This window comes from Solitalea koreensis (assembly GCF_900182575.1).
GTDB classification, from domain to species: domain Bacteria; phylum Bacteroidota; class Bacteroidia; order Sphingobacteriales; family Sphingobacteriaceae; genus Solitalea; species Solitalea koreensis.
This window is the reverse complement of record NZ_FXSZ01000002.1, coordinates 110,134-126,469: the sequence shown is the minus strand read 5'-3', so window position 1 is coordinate 126,469 and position 16,336 is coordinate 110,134. Positions and strand designations below refer to the sequence as shown.

Genomic DNA, 16,336 nt, shown 5'->3' with positions numbered 1-16,336 from the left:
GTCGGAAAACGGCAGAACCTTTTTTATTTTTAGTCTTAGAAATATAACTCATTCGCCAATCTAAAGGTATTGCAATGGGCATCAATAATGTCAGTAATTTTGGGAGAATATCCTCCACCCATACTTACTGCAACTGGTATATTGTTCTTTTTACAGTATTCAAAAACAAAACGGTCACGTTCTTTACAACCTGATTTACTTACAGCTAACTTTCCAAGTTTGTCGGTTTCCAAAATATCTACGCCTGATAAATAGAAAATAAAATCCGGTTCTTGGTGTTGGATCAATCGAGGTAAAGTTTCTTTAAGTAACCCTAAATAAAGAGTGTCATTGGTTTTGTCGGGAAGTTCAATATCAAGGTCAGAACGTTCCTTTTTATAGGGGAAATTACTTTTACCATGCATTGAAAATGTGAAAACAGATGAATTGTTTTGAAAGATTTCAGCAGTACCATTTCCTTGATGTACATCTAAATCAATTACAAGAATTTTTTTAGCCAGATATTTTGTTAAAAGATAATTAGCGGCAATAGCGATATCATTAAGTAAGCAAAAACCTTCTCCCTTATTGGTGAAAGCATGGTGAGTTCCTCCGGCAACATTCATTGCCACGCCATATTTCATGGCGAATAAAGCACAATCGATAGTTCCTTTTGCAATGACAACTTCTCTCCTAACCAATTCTTCAGAAAGCGGAAAACCTGTTCTTCGAACCTCAGCCGGAGTAAGCGAAAGCGTTTTTAATTTCTTCCAGTATTCTTGGTCATGGGTAAGTAAAATAGTTGATTCATCAAGCGCTGTGGGATTGAACAGGTTTAATGTGTTTATACTTCCTTCATGCAAAAGCTGTTCAGGAATCAACTCGTATTTAATCATTGGAAAACGGTGGCCTTCAGGCAAAGGATGCGCATAAATCGAATCGAAGGCTATTTTTAACATTTCTTTCGCAGCAAATTACAAAACACGAAAGTAGTAAATTGCGGGCTAACGATGAATGTGTAATTTCTTTACGAGATCATCATTTAAAGGATCAGCATAAATACCATAAGCACTAATTAATACACCACGATCACCATCTTTTGATTCAATAGCGTATACAATTGATTGCTCATCCGGATCAGTCATTCCTTCAAACCGATACACTTCTGTGATTTCATATTCTTCAGGATGCCAATAAATGTCCTTTTCCTGACATGCTAAATGGTCATTTTTGATATTAAAATTTAACGTATAACCACGTTTATTTAAATCTTTTAGAGCTTCGTAGAGGGTATCGTAAATTTTCATTGAAGTTTAGTTCTTTTAATAATTTGTTAATCCTGATTTAATTAATTGCAATTTTAATTTACACAAAAAAGGAACAATCCAACAATTTTGTTAAACTAAGTTTTATGACAAAAAACAACGAATAATATATTTTAATTAGCTGTAAATAAGATTATTGTAAAAAAATGCTATACTCTAATGAATAATGTGCAAAGCGAATTGATACTTCCTGCCCGAAGTACAAAGGCATAGTTTTGTAAAATTCTTCAAAAAGACCTGTAAGAATAATAAATAGTATCTTTGCCCTTTTAAAAATATTCATGGCAAATATCCGATTAACTAAATATTTTAATTTTGAAGCTGCGCACGCTTTGTTTGGCTACGATGGAAAATGCCGAAATGTACATGGACACAGTTACGAATTATATGTAACTATTGTTGGACCTATTATTAATGATCCTAATCACGTGAAAAATGGAATGGTTATGGATTTTGGAGATTTAAAAGAAATTGTAAAATCTGAGATTGTTGATATTTTTGACCATGCAACCATTTTAAACCAAAACAGTCCGCATATAAAGTTAGCAGCGCAGTTACGTGAGCATATGGAACGGGTACTTTTAACTGATTATCAGCCAACGTGTGAAAATATGTTAGCTGATTTCGCTCAAAAAATCCAAAGAAGATTACCTGATGGAATTAAATTGCATAGTTTGAAACTGCATGAAACTCCAACTTCTTTTGCGGAATGGTTTGCTGAAGATAATTAGGATTTAGGTTGAAGGATTTAGGATTTAAAAAACACTATCATTGATTTTAAAACCTAAATCCTTGAAACTTTAAACCTCAAGTTTCAGCTTCTCCTCTATTCCAGCTTTTGCAAATTCAGTTTTAATTCTATCAAAAGCTTCTTCCAGATTTAATTCATCAATTGAATCAATCTTACTGCACATTTCCATTAATATTCGGTCTTGAATTTGTCCGCGTTTCATTGCAATTGCGTACGGAATTCTATGGAAGGTTACCATAGCGTATTTAGAAATAAATCTTTCCGGGTAGCGTTCTTCCAATAATACATCCGCTTTCTTTTTCAGAAGAAAATCTTTGTGAGCTACTAGGTCGCGCATCTCTACAAAGTTCTCCAGCGCCAATTCAGCTATAGCATCAGCATTTTCTTTACGCAGCTTTCCGAATTCTTCAAATATTTTTTGCCAATCAGTTCCGTGCTTTTCGATCAGTTTATCAAAATAATAGCAATCTTCAAATCCGCAATTCATTCCCTGACCAAAGAATGGAAGAATAGCATGAGCTGCATCTCCCATTAATAAAGCTTTACCGTTGATATTCCAAGGATAACATTTTATGGTAAGTAAACTTCCGGTAGGATTGTTAAAGAAATCATCTACAAGCTCAGGCATAAGCTCAAGTGCATCAGGCATTACTTTTTGGAAGAATTGAGTTACATCCGTGCGAGCAACCAATTTGTTAAGATTATATTCCCCATTTTCATAGTTCATAAATAAAGTACAAGTAAAATCGCCCTCAACATTTGGAAGAGCAATCATCATGTACGAACCCCTAGGCCATATATGTAACGCATTTTTTTCAATTCTAAAACCACCTCCTTCCGCTGTAGGTATGGTTAATTCCTTATAGCCATAGTTTTCATAGCTTTGCGAAAAATTGAAATGCTTTGATCGGAGAAATTCCATCCGAATTGCTGATGCAGAACCATCTGTTCCAATAACGGTATCACCTGAAACTACACTACTTCCGCCATGTGTTTCATTGACGAAATAAGCCTCGCCAGTTTCCAGGCTCATTCCCGTACAACGCTGATTAAAATATATTTGTACATTCGGAAATTTTTCAGCTTCGTTCATTAATATCACATTCAGGTCTTTACGAGAAATTGAATTAATGTACTCATTCTCATTCTTCCCATAAGGTTGAAAGGTAAGTTCACCTTTATTTGAATGTATCATGCGGCCTTTCATTGCCACTGCAGTTTTCAATACTTCCTCGGCTAAACCAACTTGATCCAACGCATGGATTCCTCGGGTGGATAAAGCAAGATTGATAGATTTACCTGCACTTATGTTAACAATACGCATATCGGCTCTGCGTTCGTAAACTTCCACGTTGAATCCACGCCGAGCTAAATAAATGGTTAACAATGAACCGGTAAGGCCCGCTCCTACAATAATGACTTTCTGGCTCATGCTAAGATTTGTTTTAAAATTTGAGCGAATTGAAACACATTTGAATATGAATTATAAAGTGGTGCAGGTGCAACCCGAATTACATCCGGTTCGCGCCAATCGCAAATTATCCCGTTATCAATTAATTTATTGAAAAAAGCCTTGTTACTGTTTTTAATTCGGATGGAAAGCTGGGCACCACGTTGTGATTGATCTTTTGGTGTGATGATCGAAATGTTTTCGTTTCCTATATTTTCCAGCAGATATTCAAGATAGGCGGTTATGGTACGGCTTTTTGTGGTAATGGCATCCATTCCTGCTTCATCAAATATAGCCAGTGATGCGCGAAGACTTGCCATTGGTAAAACCGGTGCATTACTAATTTGCCACCCTTCAGCACCTGGAATTGGATCAAAATCAGGTCCCATTAAAAAACGGGTTGCTTTATCATGTCCCCACCATCCGGTGAATCGCGGTAAATCTGAATTATTAGCATGACGTTCATGAACGAAACATCCAGCAATTCCTCCAGGGCCGCTATTTAAATATTTATAGGAACACCAAACGGCAAAATCTACATTCCAATCGTGTAGTTGAAGTTTTAGGTTACCGGCGGCATGCGCTAAATCAAAACCAACAACGATATTTTTCTTGTGTCCGGCCTGGGTAATACGTTTCATGTCAAAAGCCTGACCTGTGTAATAATTCACTCCGCCAATCATGATGAGGGCGATCGAATCACCCTCTTGTTCAATCAAAGCTTCAATATCTTCAGTACGAATTGTGTTTTCTCCTTCACGAGGATATAATTCGATCAAGGCATCATCTGGATTGAAGCCATGAAATTTGATTTGTGATTTTACCGCATATTGATCAGAAGGAAACGCACTGTATTCAATAACAATTTTGTAACGCTGTTGAGTTGGACGATAGAATGAAACCATCATTAAATGAAGGTTCACTGTCAATGTATTCATTACCACTACTTCTAACGCTTTTCCTCCTACTACCTTTGCCATTTGTTGAGTGAGAAACTCATGGTAAGGCATCCATGGATTTTTAGCATGAAAATGACCTTCAACTCCTAAATCTTCCCAATCTTTTAGTTCCTGTTCGATATAGGAACGAACAGTTTTAGGTTGTAGCCCCAATGAATTTCCGCAGAAATATATGAGATCCTCTCCTTTTGCGTTTTTGGGTTTATGAAATCGGTAAGCAAATTTTGCCAATGGATCAATAGCGTCCATTTCTGTTGGAAAAGCTTCGTCGTTTCTGAAAATTATATCGCTTGTAATTGTTTGCATTGAAATGTTTATTTATTGAATAATTATTGAGTGCCATCTGGTGTACGATGCTTCGTTCCTCAGCATGACAAATGTGGCTGAACTTTAGCGGTTAAAAACATGCTTTTATCAAGGTTTAACCATTCCAGTGCAGTGCCGCTCAGTAAGCGTTCTTTAATCTTGTCGTCATACGGCATTGATTCAATCAGTTTTCCAGGTTCTAATTCTCCCAAAGGAAATGGATAATCGGTTCCTAAGGCAACCTTATCTGCTCCCACTAATTTCACCAACATATCAAGCATCAGAGGGTCATGAACCAATGAGTCAAGGTAGAATTTGCCCAGATATTCTCTTGGATTGACCTTATTGTCAATGGCTACTAAATCAGGTCGGACATTAAAACCATGCTCTATTCTGCCGATTGTAGCAGGGAAAGATCCTCCACCGTGCGCAAAAGCTACGCGTAATTTTGGCAAACGTTCAAATACTCCACCGAAAATCATCGAACAAATTGCCAATGAACTTTCAGCCGGCATACCCACTAACCACGGTAGCCAGTATTTTTGCATTTTCTCTTTGGCCATCATATCCCAGGGATGCACGAACACGGCAGCTCCTAATTCTTCAGCTGCCTGAAAAACAGGAAAAAGGTTTTCATTATCCAAATTCCAATCATTTACATGAGAGCCAATTTGAATACCTGCCAGACCTAATTCTTTAACACAGCGTTCCAGTTCCTTAATAGCAAGATCGGGTGATTGCAATGGAACAGTACCCAACCCTACAAAACGAGTTGGATAACGTTGTACGATGCCAGCGATATGATCATTTAAGAATTTGGAAAGTTCTAAAGCGTCTTCTCCTTTTGCCCAATAACTGAACATTACAGGAATTGTCGATAAAACCTGAACATCGATTTGATGATGATCACATTCTTTTATTCTTGTTTCAGGCGACCAGCAATTATCCTGTATCTCTCTAAAAAACTTGTCATCCACCATCATCCTTGCACAACAAGGTTTATGATGATCAAGATTGATAAATCCACCGTAACCAAACTTCGTTTTAAAATCCGGTAAATGTTCAGGGATAATATGTGTATGTATATCGATTTTCAAGGTCATAATTTATTAATTAGCATAAAGCTTGAAGCAAAGGCTTAATATAAAAAATCAGCTTTCTGCTGTTTTAGCAACCGGTGGTTGCATTACCGTTCCACATTTTTTACAAGTACGTTGATCTACATTGTCATAAAAGCGTTTGAAAACTTCCTGAAACTGCGTGGTAATATCTTCCAGTTTGAAATATTCTTCGTACAGTTTTTCATTACAGTTTTCGCAGAACCACAATAACCCGTCTTTCTCTCCCTCCCTGCGTTTACGTTCCATTACCAACCCAATTGTGTTGGCACCTCGTATTGGTGAATGTGGAACACGCGGCGGAAGTAGAAAAATGTCACCTTCTTTTATATTTACGTCAATAGCTTTCCCGTCTTGTTGAACTTTTACTGTAATATCGCCCTCAAGCTGATAAAAAAACTCTTCACTCTCGTTAAAATGATAATCTTTACGAGCATTTGGTCCACCAACCACCATCACGATAAACTCCGTATTCTTCCAAACCACTTTATTGCCCACAGGAGGTTTAAGGAGATGACGGTTTTCGTCGATCCATTGTTTAAAGTTAAAGACAGATAATGTTTCCATGTTTTTAGGTTATTACTTGATGTTGGTATATTAATTCAATCTCAATCAATTGTCGCGATCACTTTTAGTTCAATAGCAATTGGAGTGGGCAGGCAATTTATTTCAATGGTTGTTCTGCAAGGTTGGTTTTCTTTAAAATACAATGCATACAACCGATTGTAGGTTTTAAAATCTTCTTTCATATTTGTAAGAAATACAGTTACATCTACAATTTTGTCCCAGCTTGATCCTGCATCTTCCAGAATATACCTGATATTGTTAAAGACTGAATGACATTGCGTTTCGATATCGTAGGAGGTAATATTTCCGTTTTCATCCAATTCAACACCTGGGATCTTTTTAGTTCCACGCTCACGCGGTCCAACTCCGGAAAGGAATAATAAATTACCCACTTTACGGGCATGAGGATAAGCGCCTACCGGTTCAGGAGCTTTTGATGAATTAATGATTTCTTTATTTTCAGACATTTCTTTATAGGTTATAGCTTTTAAAAACCTCAATCATTCTTTTTTCAATATTTAATACAAACGTTTTTAGCTTCGGTAAAGAATCGCATGGCTTCCCAGCCTCCTTCCCTGCCAACACCTGAATTTTTCATTCCACCGAAAGGCGTACGAAGATCACGAAGCAACCAACAGTTGGTCCAAATGATGCCTGTTTTTAGCTCAGCAGCAATACGATGCGCGCGGCTGAGATTTTCAGTCCAAACGCTGGATGCCAGGCCGTATTGCGTACTGTTGGCATACATCAATACTTCTTCCTCCGTATCAAAAGGCATGATGGTTACAACAGGGCCAAATATTTCTTCCTGATTAGTTCTACAATCGTAGCTTAATCCTTCAATTACAGTAGGTTCCAAAAACCAACCGTTTTTACAACGTTCTTCTAATTTAACTCGTTTTCCTCCGGTTAATATTGTGCCTCCTTCCTGTTTTGCCAGGTCAATATACGAGAGAACTTTGTTCATATGAGGTTCAGAAACGATTGCCCCCAGGTTAGAATTTTCAAGTAAAGGATCGCCAACTTTTAGTTGGGCTGTTCTCTGAACAAAATCAAGTTTAAATTTTTCGTACAAAGGTCTTTCTACAAAAATTCGGGAACCGCAAAGACAAATTTGTCCTTGGTTGGCAAATGACGAACGCATTACGGTATCCAGCATTTTTTCATAATTGCAATCGGCAAAAATGATGGCCGGGTTTTTTCCGCCCAGTTCCAGCGAAAGTTTTTTGAACATAGGAGCAGCAATTTTTGCAATATGAGCTCCGGTAACCGTTCCTCCCGTAAATGATATGGCAGTAATTTGAGGATGCTCAGCTATAGCTTGTCCTACTTTATTGCCGTAACCGTGAACAATGTTTAAAACGCCCGCAGGTAAACCAGCTTCTATACAGATTTCTGATAATAAGAAAGCCGTCATCGGAGTAATTTCAGATGGTTTGGCAACCACACAATTACCTGCTGCCAATGCGGGAGCTATCTTCCAAGTGAATAAATACAAAGGTAAATTCCAGGGAGAGATACAGCCTACAACACCAATCGGTGTGCGTAAAGTGTAATTGATTGCGCCTTCTTCCATTGAATGTGATTCGCTGGCAAAATGTATTAATCCGGTTGCGAAAAAATGGAAATTGCTTGCAGCACGGGGAATATCAACTTCCTGGGCTAGTTTTAATGGCTTGCCATTGTCAATGGATTCAGCCAAGGCCAGTTTTTCAAAATTTGCTTCGATCCCCTGAGCAATTTTTAAAAGAATGGCAGAGCGCTTTTCTGTTGTCATTCCCGACCAAACAGGAAATGCTTTTTTTGCAGCCTGAACAGCCTGCCCAACATCCCGATTATCAGAATCAGAAAGTTTTGCATAGACTTCTCCTACAGATGGATCATAAACATCAATGTATTGCCCAGATTGCGGAGCAATTAGCTGACCATTAATATAATTAGAAATGACTTTCATATTTGAGATTACACCGATTATTAGTAAAGAATTGCTATGGATTTATATTCTATCATATACTCATTCAATCCTTATCTTAAATCTTTCTAAATTCCTGAATTTATAAGCACGCTGTTCGTCCGCCATCTACAGGGACATTAATTCCGTTAATGTATGAAGCGGCGGGTGAAGCTAAGAAAGCAATTGCATTGGCAATTTCGTTCGCTTCAGCTATACGTCCTGCAGGAACTTCAGCAATCATTTCATTTTTTATCTCTTCAACACTTTTACCGGTTTTCTGAGCTTTATTCTCAAATATGGCTTGTAAACGAACGGTGTTTGTACTTCCAGGCAAAACATTATTAACAGTGATACCAAACGAAGCTAATTCACCGGCAAGCGTTTTTGACCAGTTGGCTACAGCTCCACGAATTGTATTGGAAACGCCTAAGCCGGGAATAGGCTGCTTTACTGAGGTGGAAATCACATTAATGATACGACCGTATTTTTCAGCTTTCATACTTGGTATAACAGTTTGAGCCAAAATATGATTGCAAACAAGGTGATTATTAAATGCACTTAAAAACTCATCAATATTAGCTGAAGATACGGGTCCCGCTGCCGGCCCTCCTGTATTATTCACCAGAATATGGATAGGATAATGATTTTTAAAATAACGCTCTATGGTTGATTTTAACTCAACCGGATTAGAGAAATCAGCTTGAATATAAGAATGTGATTGCCCTTTGCTAGTATCCAGATCTTTTAATGTCTCTTGTAGTTTTTGCTCGTTTCGAGCTAACAGAATTACATTGGCGCCGAGTAGTGCAAGTTCAATTGCTGCAGCTTTTCCAATTCCTTGACTACTACCGCCGACAAGGGCATTTTTCCCGATAAGACTTAAATCCATAAAGTTTACAAATTGTTTGGAGAGTAAAAAAAATGCAAAATAATGATCTGCAAAAAAGTAAATTTCCGTAATAATAAGCTTTTCTGATAAAATAAAACATTTATGGTCAGATAACTCTTTTAACTATATGAATATGAAAATGTCAATAATTAATCTATATTGACGGTTGCAACCAAAAGGCTGATCAATTTTATTTTTTTTAAACACCTATAATTTTTAGAAAATACTAACGCTGGCAATTAGCTTTTCAGGTTGAATAATCGTTTTAATTTAAGAATCATGCAATATAATACTGTTATCACGGGTACAGGGTCGTTTATCCCTTCACTCGTAAAAACCAATCGTGATTTCGCCGCGCATGATTTTTATGATGAGCAACAGAATCATATTAATCAACCACCTGCATTAGTAGCCCAAAAGTTTCAGCAAATTACAGGTATAGAAGAGCGTCGTTACGCTTCCTGTGAATTAAACTCATCCGATCTGGCTCTAAATGCAGCTCGGGAAGCTATTCGTGATTCCGGTGTTGATCCTGAAACAATCGATCAAATTATTGTTGCGCACAATTTTGGTAATGTTGTAAAGCATACCATTCAAACTGATTTAGTTCCATCTATAGCCAGCAGAGTGAAACATGGATTGGATATTCGTAATTCGGCTTGTGTGCCTTATGATATATTATTTGGCTGCCCGGGTTGGCTACAAGGCTTAATTCAGGCCGATGCTTTTATAAAGGCAGGAGTTGCAAAAAAATGCCTTGTTATTGGAACTGAAACATTAAGCCGGGTAATTGACGCTTATGATCGGGACAGTATGATCTTTTCAGATGGTGCAGGTGCCTGTGTGGTAGAAGCTCTACCCAAGAACGGGAGTAATCAAGGCGTTTTAGCAAGCAGTGTATTAAACCACAGTAACGAAGAAGCTTACTTTCTGTACATGGGAAAAAGTAATTTCCCGGGGAGTGATACTCGTGTTAGATATCTTAAAATGCAGGGTAGGAAAGTGTTTGAATATGCAATGAAGCACGTGCCTTCCGCTATGAAAGCGTGTTTAGATAAATGCGGCATTGATATATCTGAGGTAAAAAAAATCTTTTTGCATCAGGCCAATGAAAAAATGGACGAAGGTTTTACCAGAGAGTTATTTAAGCTTTATGGTCATAAAACTATTCCTCCTCACATTATGCCGATGAGCATCCATAAATTAGGTAATAGTTCTGTAGCAACTATTCCTACACTATTTGATTTAGTACGTAAAGGAGAATTACCTGATCAAGAATTACATGCTGGTGATGTGATTCTTTTCGCATCGGTTGGTGCCGGGATGAACATTAATGCGGTTTGTTACAGAATTTGATATAAAGGAAGAAGATTGTTATCTGAAGTATGCAGAAAACCTTTCTCCTACTGTAGACATCCAAAAACTATTTTGCCTTACTCACAAAGGGGTTGTTTTTAATTCGGAATCTCCAGGGCAGTTTGGCATCTTCTCCTGCATAATCCACCCCTACTCTGGTACTGGCCATAATTTGATTCCGATTGATAAGAAGTCCCCTGTCTTCTATCCAAACTTGATCTGATTCTAAACTCAAAGCGTTATGCAGCTTCCCAATCCCTAATGCCTTTGACATTGCTCCTGGTCCGGCAGCGATTCGTTTTTCGAGTTTATCCATATTTCTTCTTCTTAATAATGTTTCAATTCCATCGGTGGGCTCAATGGCACGAATCAGAATGGCATGTGGTATTTCTTCAATATTGGTTACTACATTAAAAAGGTGATGTATACCATAACATAAATACACGTAAGAAATCCCTCCTTCCATAAACATGGTTTTTGTTCGGTCGGTTTTCTTGTTATTAAATGCATGACTGGCTCGATCATCAGGTGCGCAGTAGGCTTCCGTTTCCACGATCATTCCACCGCTGATCACTCCATCAATATTGGTTAGCAGAAATTTACCAAGTAAATCTTTACTAATTTGAACCACATCCTCCCGCAAGTAAAAATCTTTACTCAGTTTCATACCTGAAAAAAAGTTAAAATTTAATCAGCCTAACGATGTCTTCAAGGTACTTTGCATCATTTTCGTCAAAATCATTAAGCTTTTCACTATCTACATCCAATACTCCTATTACTACTCCATCTTTTAAAATTGGAACTACAATCTCTGATTGCGATAGTGAACTGCAGGCTATGTGTCCTGGAAACTCATCAACATTGTCTACCAAAATGATCTCTTTTTGCTTCCACGCAGTTCCGCATACTCCTTTACCAAAATTTATTCTTGTACAGGCTATAGGGCCTTGAAATGGTCCGAGAACCAGCTGATTTTCTTTGACCATATAGAATCCAACCCATAGAAAATCAAATGCTTCCTTTAATGCAGCGGAAACGTTTGCCATGTTAGCGATGGTGTCACTTTCGCTTACTAACAGTGACTTAATTTGTGGAATTAGTGATTCGTATTGCTCTGATTTACTGTTTTTTTGGATAATTTGAAGGTTCTCTGCCATAAGGATTATGTTATGTTTTCTTGAACTGCATTCCCGTACACTAATATGTACACTGGGCTAAGTTATAAATAATTATTTCATGCTTTCCAGCCTTGGCATAGTTTTTACAGATAGGTAAACAGAAAAGTATGGCTCTGAAATAATTTATGGGCAATATATAAAGATTTTGGTTTTTGGTTTGGTTTAATTGTTGGAAAAGTACCCGCCGCCCGGTGGGACTTTTTCATTTTATGACAGTTCTACTTACCTTAGTCAGATATTTATCTCAATATTCATTATGAAAAAATACCTCAGTTGCCTTTCAATAGGTTTTATTCTTATTGTCTCTTCGGCATTTACAATTAAAGTTGCCCCTCCCGATGAAGGAATGTATCCATTGAGTGAAATCAAAAAATTAGACTTAAAAAAAGCCGGCTTAAAAATCGACCAGTCTGAAATTTATAATCCGAATGGAATAAGTTTAATTGATGCTTTAGTGCAAATTAGTGGATGTACCGGTTCTTTTGTGTCAAATGATGGCCTTATCATTACCAATCATCATTGTGCTTTTAGCGCAGTACAATTAGCGAGTACACCGGAGAAAAATTATTTGGAGAATGGTTTTGTTGCCCGTACACGTGGACAAGAAATAGAAGCAAAAGGACTAACCGTAAGGATTACGGATTCATATGAGGACGTTTCAGATAAAATTCTTAATGCAACTTCCGGAGCAACAGATCCAGCTGAACGGATTCGAATCATTAAGGCAAAGAGTGCCGAGTTAGAACGAGAGGCTGAAACAAAAGATAATAGCATTAAGGCTCAGGTTTCAGAAATGTTTATTGGTAAAAGCTATGTACTTTTTAAATATAAAACCATAAAGGATATCCGATTGGTTTACATCCCTCATCGTGGCATTGGTGAGTTTGGCGGGGAAACAGATAACTGGGTTTGGCCTCGCCATACTGGTGATTTTTCTTTTGTCCGCGCTTATGTTGCTAAAGATGGCAGCCCGGCATCTTATTCTAAGGATAATGTTCCCTACAAGCCTAAACGTTTTTTAAAGGTAAATCCAGCCGGCGTAAATGAAAATGATTTTGCTTTTATTCTTGGATATCCAGGCCGTACATTTCGTCATCGCCCGGCTCAATATTTAGAATATCAAGAGAAATTTTTATTGCCTTATACTGCTGATCTTTATACTTATGAAAATCAGGCGATGACCGAGACCGGCGCTAAAAGCACCGAATTAGAGTTGAAACAAGCTACCCGGATAAAACGTAATGCCAATACCTTGAAAAATTATTCCGGCAAATTAAAAGGTATGCGTTCAATTGGTTTGGTAGATGAAAAACGTAAGGAGGATGAAGAGCTTCATAAATTCATTAATGGTAATGCTAATCTAAAAGCTAAATATGGCTCCTTAATGGGCGATATAGATCATCTCTATTCAGACATTTTTTCAGATGCTCAGCGTGATTTATGGCTCTCCCAGATTTATAATAGTACAAACTTACTTTCGGTAGCCAATATTATAGCTACATTCAAGAAGCAAGTAAATGCTGCACCCGATAAAGAAAGCTACTACCAAAGCAATAAAGAACGTTTTCAGCAAGCCGTAAAATCAGCTTATGAAACATTTGTATTTGATACTGATAAAAGGATCTTTAAGCGAATGATGCTTGATGGTTTTAAATTACCCAAAAATCAACAAGTTAATGCTGTATCCAAATTAATCATTCCTGATGCTGATATAGAAATATGTGGTGATCAAGCTGCTGCCAGAATTTTAACCACCAAATTGATCGATCCGAAATTCACTGCACAGCTGCTTAACAGTTCTTCTCAACAACTTTTAGCTTATGAAGAGCCGATTACCGTTTTTGTTGTTCAGTTGAATGAGCAAATTGCTCAACTCGATCCGATTAAACAGAAACGTGAAGGTACACTTAATAAATTGATGGGTGATTACGTTGCAGTCAAGGAGCTTTACAAGAAAAAGGATTTTATTCCTGATGCCAATAGCACGTTGCGTTTGACTTATGGTTACATTCGAGGCTACTCTCCTGTCGATGCCACGTATTATAAACCGTTTACAGGTATAAAAGGTATTATTGAAAAAGGTGCTTCCGGCGATCCTGATTTTTCTTATCCATCCATAATCAGGGATTTGTTTAATAAGAAGGACTTTGGACAGTTTAAACAAGCTCAAATGAACGATGTACCTGTGGCCTTGCTTTATAATATGGATACAACAGGAGGAAACTCGGGTAGTCCGATTATGAATGCCTATGGTGAATTAATCGGAGTTAATTATGACCGAGCATTCAGTGCCACCATTAATGATTTCGCATGGAATGAATCGTATAGTCGGTCAATTGGTGTTGATATTCGGTACGTATTATGGGTAGCTCAAAAAGTTGATAAAGCTGACTTTATTTTAAAAGAATTAGGGGTTAAAGTAAATTAGATTTGAGATTTGAGTATTGAGATTTGAGTATTGAGATTTGCGCTTTGAGATTTAAAATACATTTTTTTCAATTCTCATTACGCATATCTCATATCAATGCACTACAAATGAGCAGCGAAACAGGAAAACTTCTTATTGGGGTAGGTATATTGATTTTATTAGGAGGAGTATTAATTTATTTCTTCCATGATAAATTGAATTGGATCGGACATTTACCAGGAGATATCCGAATAGAACGTAAACACTTTCGCTTTTACTTTCCGTTTACCACCATGATATTATTGAGCTTAGTGTTAACGCTTATTGTGAATATCATTAAAAGGTTATTTTAAAACCTGAATTTCTCTAACTAATAAGAACAAAAAAGGATCTCAATGAGATCCTTTTTTGTTCTTATTAGTTAGACTATTTAATGCCCACCGGACATTTTTTTGTCAAAATCGATACCGTGTGCTTGCAAAATTTGTTTTACTCTCCATGCATAAAATGCCAGATAAGCAAAACATATGACACCAACAATATAGCTGCCTTGTATTCCGATGAATTCGGAAACTTTCCCTTGGAATACGCTGACAAAACCACCTCCCATAATCATCATAATTAAAAAACTACTTCCTTGACTGGTGTGTTTTCCTAACCCACTTACAGCCAAAGTAAAAATACACGGCCAAAGAGTACTGCAAAACAGACCAACGCTGGTTAGTGCATAAACACTAATCATTCCGGTAGTTGTCATACCAATGGCGATGGCCACAATACCAATTAAAGAAAAAATCAGAAGCATCCTGGCTGGATTTCCTTTACTAGCCATATCGGCAGCAATCAAAACTAAAATTACAAATCCATAGATGTAAAAAGGAGTTAAATCATGATTGGCAATAGAATTTACGATCAAAAATACACCAAAAGCCAAGTAAGGAGCAATAAATCGTAATATCTTTTGCAAACTCATATTATCGGTAAATGCTTCCACCGCACCTGTCCAACGACCAATCATTAAACTTGCCCAATACAGCGATATGTACGGTGCTACATCTTTAGTTAAAAAACCTAATTTACTTTCCATATAGGCTGGTAAATTACTCGCTGTAGATACTTCAACACCAACATATAAGAATATCGCAACCATCCCCATAACCAATTGACGGTATTGCAAGGCCGATTTTTTAACGGTTATTTTGTCGTGAGAATCATCTTCTTCGATTAGCTCCGGTCTCTCTGGTAATGATGAAAATCTTAATAAAATCCCAACCACCAAAAATGCTAATCCCAAAATCAGGTAAGGGTGTTTTACGCTTTCAATGCTTGCAGTGGTATTCTCATTGGCATTAGTACCAAAAATGGCAAAACTTACAATTAATGGACCGATTGTGGTTCCGAAATTATTGATACCACCGGCCAGTGTTAAACGTTGTGAGCCTGTATTGATTGGGCCTAAGGCAATTGCCAATGGATTTGCTACAGTTTGCTGAAGTGAAAACCCGAGACCTACTATAAAAAGTCCTGCCAACATTAAAGCGAATGATCCTGTATTGGCAGCCGGATAAAATAAAAGTGTTCCTAAGGCAGAAATAAATAATCCAATTGATAATCCATTTTTGTATCCTATTTTGTTTACTAAATCTTCTTTTATTAAAACTGAAATTCCCATATAAATAAGAGAACCAATGGTATAAGCGATATAGAAAGCAAAAGCAACTAATTGACTTTCTCCTTGTGTTAGATTAAATGCATTTTTGAAAACGGGTATTAAGATGTCATTACTTGCGGCTACAAATCCCCAAAAGAAGAAAACAATCACTAAGGGAATAAACTGCCCCCAATTAGTAGACTGTTTGGAAGTAGGTAAAGTTGAGTTTAAGGTCGAATTTGCCATAATGTAAACAAACTTATATTGTTTTTGAATTGAATAGTGTATTTAAATTTATGTTAAGAGTGATTGCTAAAATATTAATTGACTAAGCTAACTACTATTTCAATAAATTAAAAAATATTTATAGACGCAATAATTACCCTATTGGTTCCTAGTGATTTTTAATCATGCTTACTCATAAAAAAGGCCAGTATAGTTAAATA

16 protein-coding genes are annotated in these 16,336 nt (G+C 37.1%); 4 read left to right on the top strand and 12 right to left on the bottom strand.

Going from position 1 to position 16,336, the window contains the following annotated elements:
- Positions 1 to 35 precede the first annotated feature (35 nt).
- Positions 36 to 938 carry a histone deacetylase family protein gene (locus FN756_RS03700; RefSeq protein ID WP_142601585.1) on the bottom strand — a complete coding sequence of 301 codons (903 nt, stop codon included), beginning with the start codon at positions 936 to 938 and terminating at the stop codon, positions 36 to 38.
- 45 nt (positions 939 to 983) lie between these two features.
- Positions 984 to 1,286, bottom strand: a complete 303-nt coding sequence (locus FN756_RS03695; RefSeq protein ID WP_142601584.1) for a phosphoribosylpyrophosphate synthetase — start codon at positions 1,284 to 1,286, stop codon at positions 984 to 986.
- A gap of 299 nt (positions 1,287 to 1,585) precedes the next feature.
- Here FN756_RS03695 and FN756_RS03690 point away from each other — a divergent pair, with 299 nt between their 5' ends.
- Positions 1,586 to 2,035: a 6-pyruvoyl trahydropterin synthase family protein gene (locus FN756_RS03690; protein ID WP_142601582.1), complete on the top strand. Its 450-nt coding sequence runs from the start codon at positions 1,586 to 1,588 to the stop codon at positions 2,033 to 2,035.
- A gap of 69 nt (positions 2,036 to 2,104) precedes the next feature.
- Here FN756_RS03690 and FN756_RS03685 read toward each other — a convergent pair whose 3' ends face one another.
- The 7 genes from FN756_RS03685 to FN756_RS03655 form a co-directional block, all read right to left on the bottom strand.
- Positions 2,105 to 3,487 carry an FAD-dependent oxidoreductase gene (locus FN756_RS03685; protein ID WP_142601581.1) on the bottom strand — a complete coding sequence of 461 codons (1,383 nt, stop codon included), beginning with the start codon at positions 3,485 to 3,487 and terminating at the stop codon, positions 2,105 to 2,107.
- Entirely contained in the window at positions 3,484 to 4,770 is a 1,287-nt protein-coding gene (gene kynU, locus FN756_RS03680; protein WP_185955168.1) for a kynureninase, read from the bottom strand. Before kynU ends, FN756_RS03685 begins: the two co-directional genes overlap by 4 nt.
- 59 nt (positions 4,771 to 4,829) lie before the next feature.
- Positions 4,830 to 5,873 (bottom strand): amidohydrolase family protein, encoded by a 1,044-nt coding sequence (locus tag FN756_RS03675; protein WP_221929007.1) that lies wholly within the window; start codon positions 5,871 to 5,873, stop codon positions 4,830 to 4,832.
- A gap of 48 nt (positions 5,874 to 5,921) precedes the next feature.
- Positions 5,922 to 6,455 (bottom strand): 3-hydroxyanthranilate 3,4-dioxygenase, encoded by a 534-nt coding sequence (locus tag FN756_RS03670; RefSeq protein ID WP_142601579.1) that lies wholly within the window; start codon positions 6,453 to 6,455, stop codon positions 5,922 to 5,924.
- 41 nt (positions 6,456 to 6,496) lie between these two features.
- Positions 6,497 to 6,922, bottom strand: coding sequence for a RidA family protein (locus tag FN756_RS03665; protein ID WP_142601578.1), 426 nt, complete (start codon positions 6,920 to 6,922; stop codon positions 6,497 to 6,499).
- Positions 6,923 to 6,966: 44 nt separating this feature from the next.
- Positions 6,967 to 8,409 (bottom strand): aldehyde dehydrogenase, encoded by a 1,443-nt coding sequence (locus FN756_RS03660; protein WP_142601576.1) that lies wholly within the window; start codon positions 8,407 to 8,409, stop codon positions 6,967 to 6,969.
- Positions 8,410 to 8,509: 100 nt separating this feature from the next.
- Positions 8,510 to 9,298 carry an SDR family oxidoreductase gene (locus FN756_RS03655; protein ID WP_142601575.1) on the bottom strand — a complete coding sequence of 263 codons (789 nt, stop codon included), beginning with the start codon at positions 9,296 to 9,298 and terminating at the stop codon, positions 8,510 to 8,512.
- Between the two features lie 279 nt (positions 9,299 to 9,577).
- Here FN756_RS03655 and FN756_RS03650 point away from each other — a divergent pair, with 279 nt between their 5' ends.
- Entirely contained in the window at positions 9,578 to 10,654 is a 1,077-nt protein-coding gene (locus FN756_RS03650) for a 3-oxoacyl-ACP synthase III family protein (protein WP_142601573.1), read from the top strand.
- A gap of 67 nt (positions 10,655 to 10,721) precedes the next feature.
- On the opposite strand, the gene FN756_RS03645 is transcribed toward FN756_RS03650, so the two are convergent.
- Entirely contained in the window at positions 10,722 to 11,321 is a 600-nt protein-coding gene (locus tag FN756_RS03645) for a DNA-3-methyladenine glycosylase (protein ID WP_142601571.1), read from the bottom strand.
- Positions 11,322 to 11,334: 13 nt separating this feature from the next.
- Entirely contained in the window at positions 11,335 to 11,811 is a 477-nt protein-coding gene (locus FN756_RS03640; protein ID WP_142601570.1) for a GAF domain-containing protein, read from the bottom strand.
- Between the two features lie 277 nt (positions 11,812 to 12,088).
- Here FN756_RS03640 and FN756_RS03635 point away from each other — a divergent pair, with 277 nt between their 5' ends.
- Both FN756_RS03635 and FN756_RS03630 read left to right on the top strand, forming a co-directional pair.
- On the top strand, positions 12,089 to 14,260 hold the full coding sequence (locus FN756_RS03635) for a S46 family peptidase (RefSeq protein WP_142601568.1): 2,172 nt from the start codon (positions 12,089 to 12,091) through the stop codon (positions 14,258 to 14,260).
- A gap of 107 nt (positions 14,261 to 14,367) precedes the next feature.
- Positions 14,368 to 14,592, top strand: coding sequence for a DUF2905 domain-containing protein (locus FN756_RS03630; RefSeq protein WP_142601566.1), 225 nt, complete (start codon positions 14,368 to 14,370; stop codon positions 14,590 to 14,592).
- A 77-nt stretch (positions 14,593 to 14,669) separates the two neighbouring features.
- Here FN756_RS03630 and FN756_RS03625 read toward each other — a convergent pair whose 3' ends face one another.
- Complete coding sequence (locus FN756_RS03625) at positions 14,670 to 16,136, bottom strand: MFS transporter (protein ID WP_142601564.1); 1,467 nt, start codon at positions 16,134 to 16,136, stop codon at positions 14,670 to 14,672.
- Positions 16,137 to 16,336 lie beyond the last annotated feature (200 nt).

Coding starts and splice junctions, on each gene's coding strand:
- FN756_RS03675 (WP_221929007.1), bottom strand. CDS start 5,873: ATGACCTTGAAAATCGATATACATACACATATTATCCCTGAACATTTA.
- kynU (WP_185955168.1), bottom strand. CDS start 4,770: ATGCAAACAATTACAAGCGATATAATTTTCAGAAACGACGAAGCTTTT.
- FN756_RS03685 (WP_142601581.1), bottom strand. CDS start 3,487: ATGAGCCAGAAAGTCATTATTGTAGGAGCGGGCCTTACCGGTTCATTG.
- FN756_RS03650 (WP_142601573.1), top strand. CDS start 9,578: ATGCAATATAATACTGTTATCACGGGTACAGGGTCGTTTATCCCTTCA.
- FN756_RS03635 (WP_142601568.1), top strand. CDS start 12,089: ATGAAAAAATACCTCAGTTGCCTTTCAATAGGTTTTATTCTTATTGTC.
- FN756_RS03670 (WP_142601579.1), bottom strand. CDS start 6,455: ATGGAAACATTATCTGTCTTTAACTTTAAACAATGGATCGACGAAAAC.
- FN756_RS03640 (WP_142601570.1), bottom strand. CDS start 11,811: ATGGCAGAGAACCTTCAAATTATCCAAAAAAACAGTAAATCAGAGCAA.
- FN756_RS03690 (WP_142601582.1), top strand. CDS start 1,586: ATGGCAAATATCCGATTAACTAAATATTTTAATTTTGAAGCTGCGCAC.
- FN756_RS03665 (WP_142601578.1), bottom strand. CDS start 6,922: ATGTCTGAAAATAAAGAAATCATTAATTCATCAAAAGCTCCTGAACCG.
- FN756_RS03660 (WP_142601576.1), bottom strand. CDS start 8,409: ATGAAAGTCATTTCTAATTATATTAATGGTCAGCTAATTGCTCCGCAA.
- FN756_RS03655 (WP_142601575.1), bottom strand. CDS start 9,298: ATGGATTTAAGTCTTATCGGGAAAAATGCCCTTGTCGGCGGTAGTAGT.
- FN756_RS03695 (WP_142601584.1), bottom strand. CDS start 1,286: ATGAAAATTTACGATACCCTCTACGAAGCTCTAAAAGATTTAAATAAA.
- FN756_RS03625 (WP_142601564.1), bottom strand. CDS start 16,136: ATGGCAAATTCGACCTTAAACTCAACTTTACCTACTTCCAAACAGTCT.
- FN756_RS03630 (WP_142601566.1), top strand. CDS start 14,368: ATGAGCAGCGAAACAGGAAAACTTCTTATTGGGGTAGGTATATTGATT.
- FN756_RS03645 (WP_142601571.1), bottom strand. CDS start 11,321: ATGAAACTGAGTAAAGATTTTTACTTGCGGGAGGATGTGGTTCAAATT.
- FN756_RS03700 (WP_142601585.1), bottom strand. CDS start 938: ATGTTAAAAATAGCCTTCGATTCGATTTATGCGCATCCTTTGCCTGAA.